This is a genomic window from Porphyromonas sp. oral taxon 278 str. W7784 (genome assembly GCF_000467855.2).
Taxonomy (GTDB): Bacteria; Bacteroidota; Bacteroidia; order Bacteroidales; family Porphyromonadaceae; genus Porphyromonas.
Genome location: NZ_KI259228.1, coordinates 103105 through 117025 on the forward strand (window position 1 = coordinate 103105; position 13921 = coordinate 117025).

The 13921-nt window shown below is 57.5% G+C and carries 10 protein-coding genes; all 10 read right to left on the bottom strand.

What is annotated here, in order from left to right:
- Positions 1 to 168 precede the first annotated feature (168 nt).
- The 10 genes from HMPREF1556_RS02820 to HMPREF1556_RS02870 all read right to left on the bottom strand — a co-directional run bounded on the left by HMPREF1556_RS02820 (position 169) and on the right by HMPREF1556_RS02870 (position 13746).
- On the bottom strand, positions 169 to 1365 hold the full coding sequence (locus HMPREF1556_RS02820; protein WP_021666718.1) for a hypothetical protein: 1197 nt from the start codon (positions 1363 to 1365) through the stop codon (positions 169 to 171).
- Between the two features lie 9 nt (positions 1366 to 1374).
- Entirely contained in the window at positions 1375 to 2019 is a 645-nt protein-coding gene (locus tag HMPREF1556_RS02825; RefSeq protein ID WP_021666719.1) for an ATP-binding cassette domain-containing protein, read from the bottom strand.
- Positions 2020 to 2241: 222 nt separating this feature from the next.
- Positions 2242 to 3426 (bottom strand): ABC transporter permease, encoded by a 1185-nt coding sequence (locus HMPREF1556_RS02830; protein WP_021666720.1) that lies wholly within the window; start codon positions 3424 to 3426, stop codon positions 2242 to 2244.
- 7 nt (positions 3427 to 3433) lie between these two features.
- Positions 3434 to 4606, bottom strand: a complete 1173-nt coding sequence (locus HMPREF1556_RS02835; RefSeq protein ID WP_021666721.1) for an ABC transporter permease — start codon at positions 4604 to 4606, stop codon at positions 3434 to 3436.
- A gap of 1 nt (position 4607) precedes the next feature.
- On the bottom strand, positions 4608 to 5651 hold the full coding sequence (locus tag HMPREF1556_RS02840) for an HlyD family secretion protein (protein ID WP_021666722.1): 1044 nt from the start codon (positions 5649 to 5651) through the stop codon (positions 4608 to 4610).
- A 5-nt stretch (positions 5652 to 5656) separates the two neighbouring features.
- On the bottom strand, positions 5657 to 7030 hold the full coding sequence (locus HMPREF1556_RS02845) for a TolC family protein (protein WP_021666723.1): 1374 nt from the start codon (positions 7028 to 7030) through the stop codon (positions 5657 to 5659).
- A 15-nt stretch (positions 7031 to 7045) separates the two neighbouring features.
- The gene (locus HMPREF1556_RS02850) at positions 7046 to 7447 is read right to left on the bottom strand and encodes an HU family DNA-binding protein (RefSeq protein ID WP_021666724.1); all 402 of its coding nucleotides are present in this window, start codon (positions 7445 to 7447) and stop codon (positions 7046 to 7048) included.
- Between the two features lie 737 nt (positions 7448 to 8184).
- Positions 8185 to 10068: a glutamine amidotransferase gene (locus HMPREF1556_RS02860; RefSeq protein ID WP_021666726.1), complete on the bottom strand. Its 1884-nt coding sequence runs from the start codon at positions 10066 to 10068 to the stop codon at positions 8185 to 8187.
- 111 nt (positions 10069 to 10179) lie between these two features.
- Positions 10180 to 12045 carry a membrane protein insertase YidC gene (gene yidC / locus HMPREF1556_RS02865; protein ID WP_021666727.1) on the bottom strand — a complete coding sequence of 622 codons (1866 nt, stop codon included), beginning with the start codon at positions 12043 to 12045 and terminating at the stop codon, positions 10180 to 10182.
- Between the two features lie 81 nt (positions 12046 to 12126).
- A complete protein-coding gene (locus HMPREF1556_RS02870) occupies positions 12127 to 13746 on the bottom strand; it encodes a CTP synthase (RefSeq protein WP_044125144.1) in 1620 nt (539 codons plus the stop codon).
- Positions 13747 to 13921 lie beyond the last annotated feature (175 nt).

Genomic DNA, 13921 nt, shown 5'->3' on the forward strand with positions numbered 1-13921 from the left:
AAGAAAAAATATTTTCTTGCGGAAGGAAATTTCGTGCCTTGCGGAAGGGGCAAATTTTCATGCGCACGGAAGAAAATTTCTATGCGCACAAAAATTTAACGGCTTGCCCTTGCAATAGACTTGGTGGGCGAAGAAGAGGGAGCTGGAAGGGGAAGAAGCACCTTCGCCCTAGCGGGCAAAGAGGCGAAGACTATGGATCTTGCGACGGATCGCAAGGGCATTGCAGAGGCTCGTCACGGCGAAGATCCCCAGCCCGATCACGAGCGTGTAGACCAGCGTACCGCCGACTTCGTCCGAGAGCAAGCGCTCCGCCGCCCCGACGTAATAGCTCCGAGCGTAGAAGACCAAGAGAAGCGAAAGCCCCAGGACAAGCACTTCCATGAGCACCGTCACCAAGACGTAGGGAGCGACGAGCTGAGCACGCGTGTAGCCCAAGAGAAGAAGATTCTCCAGCTGGCGGGTGTTCTTCTGAAGGAGTAGGTAGATCGAGAGAAGAAGTAGGTAAATCGAAAGCACCGAGATCAGGGCGCCGACCGAAAGGACTACCAGAGAGAGCAGGCGAAGGAAGTACATCGATTCCCCCGAAGCTAGGCGCTCGCCTTCGCTCTCGTAGTGATGCTCCTTGAGGTAGAGGGCGATGGCGGGGTCGGATGGATTGGTCACCTCCATGATCAGGCGGGTAGACGTGGGCTCTTCTCCCGGAGCGAGCCGGCGATTCATCGCCTCAAGGAAGGGCAGGGGCACCAGGAGCGTGTTGAGTCGATTGGAGAAGCCAACGATGCGCCCCCGTAGGTGGAGCTCTTCCCGCACCCCCGAAAGGTCGAGGCTCAGGGGAAGACTGCTCATCGTCGCCTCAGAGATCAGCGGAAGACCTTGGCTCTGGGCGAAGGCGGAATTGTAGAGGCCGAGGTAATTGCGGGGAATGATGATCGGCACTTCGCCCGTCGCAGGATCGTAGCGCCAGTCCTCGGCCTTCACGTCGAGGAACTCCTCGGGGACGGCTTCGAAGAACATGTAGGTCGAGACGCCGAGACCGATCTGGAGCCCTGCGGAGACTTGGAACTTCGACGGCGTGAAGCGAGCCACCTTCTTAGCGAAGCCCTGAGCTTGGAGTGCTTCGATCTCCCGGGAGCTGAAGCTATTCGCCCCCTTCGACCCAAGGAGACCGCCACGCACTTGCTTGGAGAGGATGATGTAGTCGCCCTTCATGAAGCGGTCCTTCGCTCCGAGGACGCTCATGGCGTCTTGGTAGAACTGGCACCCCACGAGGATGATCGTCACCCCCACGAGATTCGCAAGGAAGAAGCCGAGGAATTGGAGCGGGCTGATATGTCTTCGCAGCAGGCGGAGCACGAGCTTATTCATCGTCGTAGGCTAGAGCTTGTAGGTGAAGGAATAGTTCAGCGGAAGGTGCTTCCCGACAGAGGTAGTGAGGACCGTCGCCCCTTGGGAGCGGGCTTCGTCTTCGATGAGACGGGCCAGAGTCTCGGCATTAGCTTCGTCGAGGTGGCTTATCGGTTCGTCGAGGAGCAGGAAGTCAAAGGGCTGGGCAAGGGCACGGATGGCGGCTACTCGCTGTTGCTGTCCGAGCGAAAGCAAGCGGGCAGGCGCATGGAGCTTGTCCGCTATGCCGAGAGCTTCGAAGTAGCTTTCGAGCGTCTTCTTGTCCTTGTGCCCAGTGAGCTGGTTCTTCAGCCAGACATTCTCCCAAGCCGTCAGTTCGTCGAAGAGTCGCATCTCCTGGAAGAGGAAGCTCATAGACCGACAGCGCAGTGCGCTCCACGCCTGAGGTGTCAGCGTGCGAATATCCTTATCGTCGAAGGCAATCCGCCCCAGATAATCGCCTCTCCAGCCGTAGAGGAAGCTACAGAGAGAAGACTTGCCAGCGCCAGAGGAGGCTTCGATCAGGTAATGCTGGCCTCGCTCGAAGCTGAGCTCCTGACGCCAGACTTCGGAGACGAGGTCGGTGCGCTCACGGAAGACCTCGGGCAGGACTTGGGAGAGGGTGATCTGTTGCATAGAGAAGGTAGAACTTACTTCATCGCTAATCGTTCGGTAGTGGCAGTGCAAATCGACTGCGCCTGCACGCCCTAGGCTACCGGCGTGCAAGATATGGATTATCGCCTTACGATGCAAGCGGGAGCGGTGGTATATAGAAATGGACGGGAGGATATAGAGAAGCGGGAGCGACCCGAAGCATGTGCTTCAGGTCGCTCCCGCTTAATAGCTCTCGTCCTTCTCCTAAGAGCGACGAAGCAGGCGGCTATAGACCAGCGACGTGATGAGGAAGTAAACCAGCGCCTGTGCCCACAGCGTGAAGTATTGGGGCAGGATATCGGGGAGCTGTGCGCCCATACTGCTGACCGAGACGAAGGCTTGTACCCCAGGCGTCGACGGGATCAGGTAGCCCAGCGCACGTAGTGGCGCAGGCATCGCCGATAGAGGCCACGAGAGTCCTGAGAGGAAAAGGAAGGGGACGGACGTAAAGACCCAGATGATCATCGCCTTCTCTCGGTGGCGGGTCATCAAGCTCCAGAAGAAGGAGAAGAAGACCGAAGCCAAGAGCAGAGGCAGAAGAAGGAGCCAGTATGTCAGCGGATCCGTCAGCTGGGGCAGGCCAAAGAGCCACGGCGCTATGACCAGCACGAAGAGCGAGGATACCATATAGATATGGAGATAGCAGAGCGCCTTCCCCAGGAGCATACGCATCACGCTAGCGTAGTGCCCGTCGATGAGGAGAAAGGGAGACGCCAAGCCTCCCCGCTCCCGCTGTGTCCCCGAGACCATCGATATGCCGATGAGGAGCGTCTGCTGGATGATCAGCACCAAGACTCCAGGCAGGAGGAAGCCCTGGAAGCCACCTTGAGGATTGAAGGGAGCTATCCATTCGCTTTCGATCGGGCGCACGGAGATGCGTGTCGCCCGCTCCGAAGCAGCGTGATGCCTTCTACCCTCGATCTCACGTCCCATAGTCAGGGCCACTTCCGTAGCCGTCAGGACGTACGCCTTGTAGTACATCGCCGCCGAGAAGGTCGTATGCAGGTCGACATGCGCCTGCTGATCGCTATAGATCTGACGGCTGAAGTCCTCGGGGATCATCATGATCCCGTAGGCACGTTCTTCTGCTACGAGGCGGTAGGCTTCGGATTCGTTCGCTACTTGTGCTACGACAAAGACGTCGGGGGAAGCATCAACACGGCGGATATATTCCCGTGAGATCTCCGAATGACTTCTGTCGATCACGACAAGCGGAGCCTCACGGACGACTTCGTTTCCGTAGAGCGCTGCGTAGAGGAAGGGATAGACGAAGGGGACGACAATGAAGAAGAGGATGGATCCACTATCTGCGAGGATACTGCGGAACTCAGAGACGCAGACTTGCCACAGGTCTCCCAGACGAAGACGGATAGATCGGAAGATATTCATAGATGGATCAAGCGATATAGTCTACACTGAGGAGGTACTTCTTCAGCCGTGGAAGCGTCAGAGTTGGCAAGAGGCAGAAGGCCAAGAGAGCTATATAGTACGGGACAGCTTCGGCAAAGGGCGCCCCGAGGAGCGCTTGGCTGATCCCGATCTGATAGTAATAGCGAAGAGGGAAGATATAGGCCAGCGCCTGCATCGGTGCTATCATCGAGCTCACGGGCACGCTCATCCCCGAGATGGAGAAGGAGAGCATCCCAAGGAGACTACCTAGGCTCATCCCCATTCTCAGGATAGGGATCAGCGCAATGAAGAAGATCCCGAGGGCCTGTGCTGCCAGCACCATGCAGAGCATCCCGAGCGCCATGGGTAGCCAGCCTGACTGGAGCGGGTAACCCATCCATCCGTAGAGGATCGCTTGTATGCTCCAGCCGACCAGGAGAAAGAGAATCGTCTGAGGAAGAAGCTTACCGAGGAGCGCCTTCACCATCGAACCATCGGCGACACGAAGCCAAGAGGAGGCCGTCCCACGCTTGATCTCTACCCCGATACTATACGAAGTGAGGAGGAAGACCATCAGCTGGAGGATCCCTGGCAGGATGGTCGTGGTCAGATAAGCCGAATAGTTCAGCCAAGGATTGCTCATCACCTCGGTGCGTACGACGATCGGCTGTACGGTGGCCATGATCTCTTCCTGAGTCTTGCCCTTTGCCTGCCCCGTGAGTAGCCCGACCTTCGCCGAAGCTAACTCGGAGATCATCTTCATATCACGGAAGACGAAGCTCCCAGCCATCAAATAAGCGCTATTCGTATAATAGTGGAGCTTGGGCTGACGTGCCGAACCGGCCTCCGCCAGTAGCCCTGCGGGGATGTGCAGGATCCCATACACCTGCCCACGACGCATCGCTTGTAGGGCTTCGGGCATACTCGACGTCACGAGGGTGACTTCGGAATTCTGGAAGACATCTAGGTTGCGGATGAGCGCACGGGAAGCAGAACTATGATCCTCGTCCACGACAGCCACGGGCATATTCGTCGGTAGCCCACCGCCCATCATATAGAGCAGGAGGAAGGTCACCAGGAGAGGAGCCCCGATGATGGCAAAGAGATAGATCGGACGGGTGAAGAGATAGCTCACTTCACGCCGTACGACTGCTCCTATTCCCTTGAGAGTATCCCGCATATTAGAGTTGCCCCTTATCTAAGATGATCGTCATCCCAGCGAGCAATCCTTCGACAGGCTTTGCGGGATGAGTCGTGATCTCGAAGGTACGTAGGTCATGCTGGTCACGTGGCTTCGTAGCCTTCCACGTGGCGTAGCTACCCATGTCCTTCATCTTGGTTACCTTGAGTTCGATGGGCTTATTGCCAAGGGCGGGGATAGTACCACGGAGCGTCGAGCCCTGACGTAGACCTGCGAGCTTGTCTTCACGTACGGCGAAGAGCACCCGCACGGCGCTGTAGTCGGCGATGCTCATGATCGGAGCGCCCGTACCGATGAGTTCGCCTCGGTGGGGATAGATCTCTGCGACCAACCCATCAATAGGAGCGACGAGCGCAGCCTCCTTGAGGTAAGCGCCCACTTCGGAGACCGCACCCGAAGCACGGTCTACGAGGGCTTGGGCTGCCCACTTATCTTCCCGCTGAGCACCATTTAGCGCCATGTCGTACTGGCTACGAGCGGCACGCTCGGTAGCACGCATAGCATTCAGCTGTGCCGTAGCTTCGTCGAACTTCTGCGCAGGGAGGACGCCCTCCTTATAGAGTGTCTCGGCACGGGCAAAGGTCTTCTCGGCGACTTCTAGCCCAGCCTTAGCCTTCTGCCAAAGCTCATAGGCGCCTTCCTTTTGCTCAGCACGAGCTCCGGCTTGTGCCTTCTGACTCTGCGCCTGTGCGGCAGACTTCGCTGCCTCTGCCTGCTCAAGCTTGGCAAGCACTTCGGGAGAATAGATCCGGACGAGCGTGTCACCGGCATGTACCTGCTGTCCTTCTTCGACGAGGAACTCTGTGATACGCCCTGGGACTTTCCCTGCGATGCGGATCTCATCTACCTCTACTTGGCCGGTGATGATATCTTCCTTCTCTCCGAAGAAGATAAATCCGGAGAGGGCAAGGAGCACCATCGCCAGGACGACGACGCCGACACCGAAGATGATACTTTTCTTAGCTGAGGGGGTAGACTCGGCGGATTGGGTGGGGCGAGTCTGCTTAGTCTGTTCTGTACTCATTGTTATTATAGGGCGAGGATATTCTTGAGTTTACTTTCGGAGAGGAGGACGCAGATCTGCGCATCGATGAGGCTGTCCTGAGCGCTCATCCAAGCGGTCTGCGCCATGGTATAGTTGAGCAGGGGGATGACGCCTTCTTTGTAGCCAACTTCGGCGTAGCGCATGTTCTCCCGAGCCATCTCAACGGCCTTGAGAGCGGTGGAGTAAGCACGGCGGGCGTCGTCGGCGGTGCGCAGAGCCTGCTTCATCTGGAGGGTGATCTTGGAGCGGGCTTCGGCGAGCTGGAGTTGCTTGACTCGGTGATCGGCCTTAGCTTGTCGGCGCTTGAAGCTACCAGAGAAGAGGTCAGAGATAGGTACTTCGAGCATCACGCCGAGGTAATACTGCCCACCAAACTCTTTCTTCGGCCCGTTGAAGCTATTTGGATTCGTCGCCGAATAGCTAGCGAAGCCATAGAGCTTAGGCAGAAGGTCGGCCGACTCGAGGCGCACTCGCTTGGCGTAGATACTGTCGACGAGGCGCAGGGAGCGAACTTCACTTCTCCGCTCTACGGCAGAAGCGAGGTCGTCCTCACGGGGCAAGTCGCTCGAAGGAGCGGGAAGGGCGAGCTCCAGCGCCCCTTCGTCGGCGAGGCTGAAGACGGAGGTGTCTTCGATCCCGCAGAGATCGCCGAGGAGCATCTTGGAGAGCTGGAGGCCGTTCTGCACTTGACTCAGCTTGACCTCGGCTTCACTCAGCTTGGTACGAACGGCCAGTCCGTCGGCCCTCGTGGCGACACCTGCGGCTATGGAAGCGTCGACGTTCTTGACCGTCTGCTCCAGTAGCGCCACGAGCTGCCGAAGGAGGCGCTCCTTGCTGTCGAGGGAGACGACTTGCCAATAGGTCTCATCGACCTTCGTTTCGATCTCGGTCTCGGTGGTATGGCGCAGTTCGCTCTGGAGCTTCTCGGCGAGGCCAGCCATTTGGTAGCCGGTGGTGATCTTCCCGCCGAGGAAGAGGGGCTGGATGGCGGTGACGTTGGCGACCCACACGTTCTTCAGGTCGATCGTGCCGAGCGAGCGCAGGCGGTCGGGGATAAGGAAGTTCAGCGACCCGAGGGGCTGATTCCAGTCGACGAGGCGAAGGTCCTTCTGCATGTGTAGGTAGAGGCCTCGGGCTGTGACCTGAGGGAAGAACTTTGTGAATACCTCCTGTCTTCGGGCGTGAGCGCTTTCACGCTCGGCGTCCTTCTGCTGGAGGGCACGGCTATTGGTCTTGGCGAGCTCTCGGCATTGCTCCAGCGAGAGGCGCTCTTGGGCGGAGAGGGGGAGGCTGAAGGCGACAAGCCCCGCGAGCAAGAGGCTCTTGAGTCGGGAGCGCTTCATAGGGAAGGGATACATTCTTTGGCTTGGTCTTTATTTAGTCTTGGGTTCATCCCGCTTGATCTGGCAGGCGATACGGCCGAGCGCTTGGCGGATATTCTTCTTCGGGTGCATGATGATCTTCGCCGGCTGGAGGCTTGCTTCGGTGACTTCCTCGGGCGAATTCATCAGCTTGCCTTGGACGAAGGGCATCAAGGTACCCATCTCGCCGAGGTCGACGCCTATGCCCTGCTCGAAGCTCGTGCACACAACTTCGGCGAAGGCCCTCAGGGCCGACTCCACGTCAATGGGCGAGAGCGAACAGACGCCACTGATCCGCTCGACGACCTGATGGATATCGAGCTTCTCGCGCTTGGTCGGGTAAGCGTAGTAGAGTGTTTGACCAGCTCGGCGTCCTTGCTTGGACACCTTGCTTTTGATCTCAAGGGTCATCATAATTTCTTCGGTCTTAGGGGGAGGTGGAAGGCTCCCCAAGCAGTCAAATCTTCGATCACCTATGTAAGGCGAAGGCAACCACCTTCCATAGGTAATCGCACTGCAAAGATATTTCTTCCGCACCCAATCTTCCAAATTCCCCCAAGAAATCCTCTCCTTCTCCCCTCCCGAAGAAGGCGCCTTCCCCTTCCGAATTCCCCTCCTTCTCCAAGGAAAAGAAAGGCTCTGCCGAAGGCGCAAAATTTCCGTGCGCACGGAAGAAAATTTTCTTACGTAAGAAAATTTCGCCCCCTTCGAACGTCGATTTTTCGCCTTCCGCACGGCGCAAAATTTTCGTGCGCACAGAAGAAAATTTCCTTCCGCAAGAAAATATTTTTTCTTCCGCAAGGAAATAAATTTTCTTGCGGAAGGAAATTTGGGCGTCTTCCGAACGGAAATTTTACGCCGTGCGGAAGGAAAGAAATTTCCTTCCGCACGAAAATAAATTTCCGCATATGCGAAAATATTTTTTCGTATATACGGAAATAAATTTTCTTATATACGGAAATTTTACCCCTCGCAAACCCGCTGGGAATGCGGGGCGTGAGAAGGAGGCATTCTCTCCCGCTTCGGAGAGGGCTCAGGCAGGTAGGCAACCAGGCCTTCCTCCCCTACTCCACAAACGAAACGTCCCCGCTAAGCTCGTCGGAGCTTAGCGGGGACGCCTAGGTTTGGAGGGCAAGCAGGAAGCCTTCTCCCTACTTGCGGTAGTCCTGCTCGATGTAGTCGATGAAGGCCTTGTTCACTAGGTGCGAGCCCCCGGCCGTGGGGTAATCGCCGCTGAAGTACCAGTCGCCGGGGTGGCCAGGGATGGCCTGATGAAGGCCTTCGATGCTCTGGAAGACCAGCTCTACCTCAGCACGGGTGCCGACGGGGCGAAGGAGCTCGACCATCTTGCGGGAGATCTCTTCCGGGGAGAAGGGGGCGTAGATGGCTTTGACCACGTTTTCGACGTGCTCGTTGTGCGAGACGCTCTCCAGTTCGCGCGCCTTCTGATATTGCTCCTCGAGGAGGGCTTGCATGCCCCGCTCCTCGATCAAAGCAATGGCTGCACGGAAGGCGATGAACTCCTTCATGCGACTCATGTCGATGCCGTAGTAGTCGGGGTAGCGGACCTGCGGGCAACTGGAGACGACGACGATCTTCTTCGGCCCGAGGCGGTCGAGGATGCCGATGATGCTCTGCCGAAGGGTCGTGCCTCGGACGATGCTGTCGTCGATGACGACGAGATTGTCCACGCCGGGGACGACCGTGCCGTAGGTGATGTCGTAGACGTGGGCGGCGAGCTCATTGCGGCTCTTGCCCTCGGAGATGAAGGTGCGGAGCTTGATGTCCTTGATCGCTACCTTCTCGGTGCGAACGTGCGCCGAGAGGATGGAGCGCAGTTCGGCCTCCGTGTGATCGGCCTTCGAAAGGAGGCGACGAAGCTTCTCCTCCGTCAGGTGCTTGTCCATGCCCTCGACCATGCCGTAGTAAGCGACCTCGGCGGTATTGGGGATGAAGGAGAAGACGGTGTGCTCGAGATCCCCGCCGATGGCACGCAGGATGGCAGGGGTGAGTTGCTCGCCGAGTGCCTTTCGCTCCCGGTAGATATCGGCGTCGCTGCCTCGGGAGAAGTAGATGCGCTCGAAGCTACAGGCCTCGTTCTTCTTCGGGGCAACGATCTGCTCGGTGCGCACTTCGGCAGCGCGGTTGACCAGGAGCGCTTGACCGGGAAGGAGCTCGGTGATCTGCTCTGCGGGGACATTCATCACCGTCTGGATGACGGGGCGCTCCGAGGCAAGGACGACGACTTCGTCATCTATATAATAGAAGGCGGGACGGATGCCGTGCGGATCACGCATGGCGTAGCTCTCGCCACTGCCCGTCTCCCCACACATGACGAAGCCCCCATCCCAGAGCGGAGCCGACTGACGCAAGACATTCGCCAGATCGATGCGCTCCTCGATGTAGTGCGTGATATCCATGCCTTCGAGCCCTTGCGCTCGGCTCTCGACGAAGAGACGCTCCACTTCACGGTCGAGTCGGTGCCCGAGTTGCTCTAGGAGGATGTGCATGTCGGAGACGTGGCGGGGATGCTGCCCGACGGACGTGATCGCCTCGAAGACGTTGGTCACGTTCGTCAGGTTGAAGTTCCCACAGATCGATAGGCACTTGGCCCGCCAGTTACTCCGGCGAATCATCGGATGCACGAAGGTCAAGCCACTGCGCCCCGTGGTACTATAGCGCAGGTGCCCCATGAGGCACGAGCCAGCAAACGGCAGGTAGCGCTCAGCGTAAGCAGCGTCGGCGAGCTTCTCCTGAGGGACGTCGGCGAAGGAGGCGTAGACCGAGTTGAAGATCTCTTGTATGGCCGAAGCCCCCTCAGCACGCTCACGGAAGAGATATTCGTCGCCCGGCGCACTGTGGAGCTTGACGACGGCTAGGCCAGCACCTTCCTGACCACGGTTGTGCTGCTTCTCCATGAGCAGGTAGAGCTTGTTGAGCCCGTACATCCAGGTGCCATACTTCTCTTGGTAGTAAGCGAGGGGCTTACGCAGGCGTATCATCGCTACGCCACATTCATGCTTGAGGGGTTCCATTTATTCTGAATAATAGAGGGAGCTAGAGAGGAAAAACGAAAGATGCGCATCTTCTCGAGAAAACATGCGCATCTTCCTTTGTGGGGTACGATCGTTCGCTAGGGCTTACTACTAGCGACGACCTTGCTTCTTCTGAGCCTTACGCTGCTGCTCCTGCTGGAGGCGCTGAGCTTCCTCGAGGCGCTGCATCCACTTGGACTTCTTGCGGGGCTTCTGCTTGTTGGCTTCGAGCTGGGAGAGGAGCTTGTCCTCGTTGAGCGTCCAGCGGAAGGCCAGGTACTGTACGATCGTGATCAGCGTAGATACGAAGTAGTAGTAGCTCAGACCCGAAGCGTTCTGGTTGAACATGAAGAAGAACATGATCGCCATGATGTAGGGCATCATCTTCATCCCTGCCATTCCTTCACCCGAAGGCGTCTGGTTCATCGTGTAGCGGGTGTAGATGATGTTCGTCACCGTCATCAGCACACAGAAGAGACTGAGGTGATTGCCGAGGAAGGACGAGACGAGGGGGATATCGTAGTTCCACGAGATGATGGCGTCATACGTAGAGAGGTCATCTGCCCAGAGGAAGCCCTGACCACGAAGGAGGATCGAGGTCGGGAAGTACATATACAGGGCGATGAGGAAGGGCATCTGCAGGAGCATAGGCAGACAGCCACTCATGGGGCTGGCTCCAGCAGAGCGGTAGAGATTCATCGTCTCTGTCTGGCGCTTCATCATCTGATCCTGCTCCTTGCCGGGGTACTTAGCGTTGATCGCCTCGATCTGAGGGCGAAGGACGCGCATCTTAGCCTGCGACATGTAGCTCTTGTAGGTGAAGGGCCAGAGGAGCATCTTGATCGCTAGGGTCATCAGCAGGATGATGATCCCCCAGTTGGAGAGGAAGCCTGAGAGGAAGGTGACGATCGGGATGATGAGGTACTGGTTGATCCAGCGGAAGACGCTCATCCCGAGATAGACGAGGGGGTCGAGATGCAGGGCTTCTTCCTTGCTGACTCCAGCGTCGTAGCTACGAAGGAGATCGTAGTCATTCGGGCCGAAGAAGAAGGTGAAGGGCAGGACGGTCTCCGTCTCCTTGATGGAGATGGGGAAGGTACCCTTGAAGGAGCAGTCACGCACGTAGCCACTGCCTTCCTTCGCAGCCTTGATGCTGAGCTTATTGTCCTTGAAGCCCGTAGCAGAGGCAATGAGTGCCGAGCTGAAGTACTTATCCTTGAAGGCTACCCAGCGGAGGGTCTCCTGGACATCTTCGCTGGATTCGCTGGTCGTCTCTAGGCGATCGACATCCCCCTGGGGGAAGTGGTAGTAGACACCGCTGTACTGACCTTCGAACTTCCACGACTGCTCCTGCTGAGGGATGCGCTGTGTCCACTCGATATCCTGTAGAGCGATATTGACGGGGAGGAAGCGACGGAGCTCATGCCCACGGATCACGAGGTCTACTCGGTAGTCTGCTGGGCGTAGCTTGTAGGCGTAGTCGAGGTAAGCCACGTCGTCTATCTGCATACGGAGCACAGCCGTAGAGTCGGTAGACTCGACGACGGAGAAGTTGGCATCTGCCGTGCTGACGAGCCTATTCTCTAGAGTGCGCAGGGGCAGGTCAAGACGAGCATCTCCCTTGCGGAAGAGGTGGACGGGCTTCTTAGACTGATCGAGGTAATCAGCTAGGACGGCTTCCACGGGAGCACCACCCTTCGTGGAGAGCTTCACCGAGAGCTTCTCATTCTTCAGCTCGACGATGCGCTCCTGGGCAGGCTGTAGGTAAGGAGGCAGGACGGGCGCACCTAGGCTATCTAGGCTAGCGCTGTCGGCCACAGTGGCACCAGCTGCGGGAGCAAGAGCCTGGGTGACCAGCTGAGTCGTGTCTTGGGGGGAAGGAGCTGGGGACTGCGTAGGATCAGGCTTGCTGAACCAAGTAAACCCAATAAGTACGGCACCTATGAGCAAGGCACCAATAAGCGTATTCTTATCCATTAATCTAGGCTATACCTCTACATGCGCTCCCGCTATCGTCGGGGGCTGAGAGGCTACGTATAAGTAAATAACGGCTTTCTGTTAGTCGCGGTTCTCTCTGCCGTAGGAAATAGCCTCCTTCACGAAGGCCATGAAGAGCGGACTGGGGTGAAGCACCGTGCTTCGGTACTCAGGGTGATACTGGACACCCACGTACCAGCGGTGGTCACGAAGCTCGACAGTCTCGACGAGCCCGGTATCGGGATTCTCGCCGGCGCAGAGCATACCTGCCTGCTCGTAGTTCTCCCTATACTGGCTATTGAACTCAAAGCGGTGGCGGTGACGCTCCCTGATGAAGTCGGAGCCGTAGGCAGCAGCGATCTTGGATCCTGGGCGAAGGATACAGTCGTAGCCTCCGAGGCGCATCGATCCTCCGAGGTCGGAGATACTCTTCTGCTCCTCCATCAGGTCGACGACCTTGTGCGTCGTCGTGGGGTCGATCTCGGTCGTATGGGCATCATGCCAGCCCAGCACATTGCGGGCGAACTCGATGACCATGCACTGCATCCCGAGACAGATACCTAGCGTGGGGATCCCGTGCTCACGAGTATAGCGGAGGGCGACGAACTTACCATCGATCCCTCGAGAGCCGAAGCCCGGGGCGACGACTACCCCATCGACGCCAGCGAGGAGCTCAGCGACATTGTCTTCGTTGACCTTCTCACTATGGACGGAGATCAGGCGGAGCTTGCGTCCGTTGTAGGTAGCGGCTTGGAGTAGGGCCTCGTCGATGGACTTGTAGGCGTCCTGAAGCTCGACGTACTTACCGACCAGGGCGATGGTCACTTCTTCCTTAGCCTCTTCACGAAGGGCGAGGAAGTGCTTCCATTCCTTCAGTTCGGGTGAAGCCCCTGGCGTAAGCCCGCACTTCTTGAGGACGATCTCATCGAGGTGTTGCTCACCAAGCGCTAAGGGGACCTGATAGATCGTGGGGACGTCTACGCTCTGTACGACCGATTCGGCCGAGACATTACAGAAGAGGGCTACCTTCCTCAGGATATCTGCACTGAGGCTGTGCTCGGTGCGTAGTACGAGGATGTCGGGCTGGATACCTACCTCCTGAAGTTGCTTGACAGAGTGCTGGGTAGGCTTAGTCTTCACCTCGCCTGCAGCAGCGATGTAGGGGACGTAGGTCAGATGTACGCAGAGGCAGTTCTGCCCCAGCTCCCACTTGAGCTGACGTACACTCTCTAGGAAGGGAAGGGACTCGATGTCCCCGACGGTACCACCGATCTCGGTGATGACGAAGTCATACTGCTTCTTCAGACCAAGGAGCTTGACATTGCGCTTGATCTCATCGGTGATGTGGGGGATGACCTGTACGGTCTTGCCGAGGTAGTCGCCCTTGCGCTCCTTGCGGATGACGTTCTGGTAGATGCGCCCCGTAGTGATGTTATTCGCTCGAGACGTAGCTATATCGAGGAAGCGCTCATAGTGGCCTAGGTCAAGGTCAGCTTCGTGCCCATCATCGGTGACATAGCACTCGCCATGCTCGTAGGGGTTCAGCGTGCCTGGGTCGATGTTGATGTAGGGGTCGAACTTCTGAATCGTGACGCTGTAGCCACGTGCTTGGAGGAGCTTACCGAGGGAGGCTGCTACGATCCCCTTGCCCAAGGAGGAGACTACGCCCCCCGTGACGAAGATGTACTTTGTTTCCACTATTCGCTTAATATCTATAGATCGGTAAAGGCGGGGCGGGATGGTGTATCCCTTCCTTAGGGGAAGGAGCAGATGATGCTCAATACCCCACCCAAGTTACACGACAAAGATACAGTTTTTGCTCGCTTCATTCGCCCTAGGGTCTACCCAGACAAACCCCAGGAAAAATCGAGGCGAC

Bases quoted from the DNA above. Each gene is read 5' to 3' on its own strand.
- HMPREF1556_RS02825 (WP_021666719.1), bottom strand. From the start codon at position 2,019: ATGCAACAGATCACCCTCTCCCAAGTCCTGCCCGAGGTCTTCCGTGAG.
- HMPREF1556_RS02850 (WP_021666724.1), bottom strand. From the start codon at position 7,447: ATGATGACCCTTGAGATCAAAAGCAAGGTGTCCAAGCAAGGACGCCGA.
- HMPREF1556_RS02835 (WP_021666721.1), bottom strand. From the start codon at position 4,606: ATGCGGGATACTCTCAAGGGAATAGGAGCAGTCGTACGGCGTGAAGTG.
- HMPREF1556_RS02840 (WP_021666722.1), bottom strand. From the start codon at position 5,651: ATGAGTACAGAACAGACTAAGCAGACTCGCCCCACCCAATCCGCCGAG.
- HMPREF1556_RS02845 (WP_021666723.1), bottom strand. From the start codon at position 7,030: ATGTATCCCTTCCCTATGAAGCGCTCCCGACTCAAGAGCCTCTTGCTC.
- HMPREF1556_RS02820 (WP_021666718.1), bottom strand. From the start codon at position 1,365: ATGAATAAGCTCGTGCTCCGCCTGCTGCGAAGACATATCAGCCCGCTC.
- HMPREF1556_RS02860 (WP_021666726.1), bottom strand. From the start codon at position 10,068: ATGGAACCCCTCAAGCATGAATGTGGCGTAGCGATGATACGCCTGCGT.
- HMPREF1556_RS02830 (WP_021666720.1), bottom strand. From the start codon at position 3,426: ATGAATATCTTCCGATCTATCCGTCTTCGTCTGGGAGACCTGTGGCAA.
- yidC (WP_021666727.1), bottom strand. From the start codon at position 12,045: ATGGATAAGAATACGCTTATTGGTGCCTTGCTCATAGGTGCCGTACTT.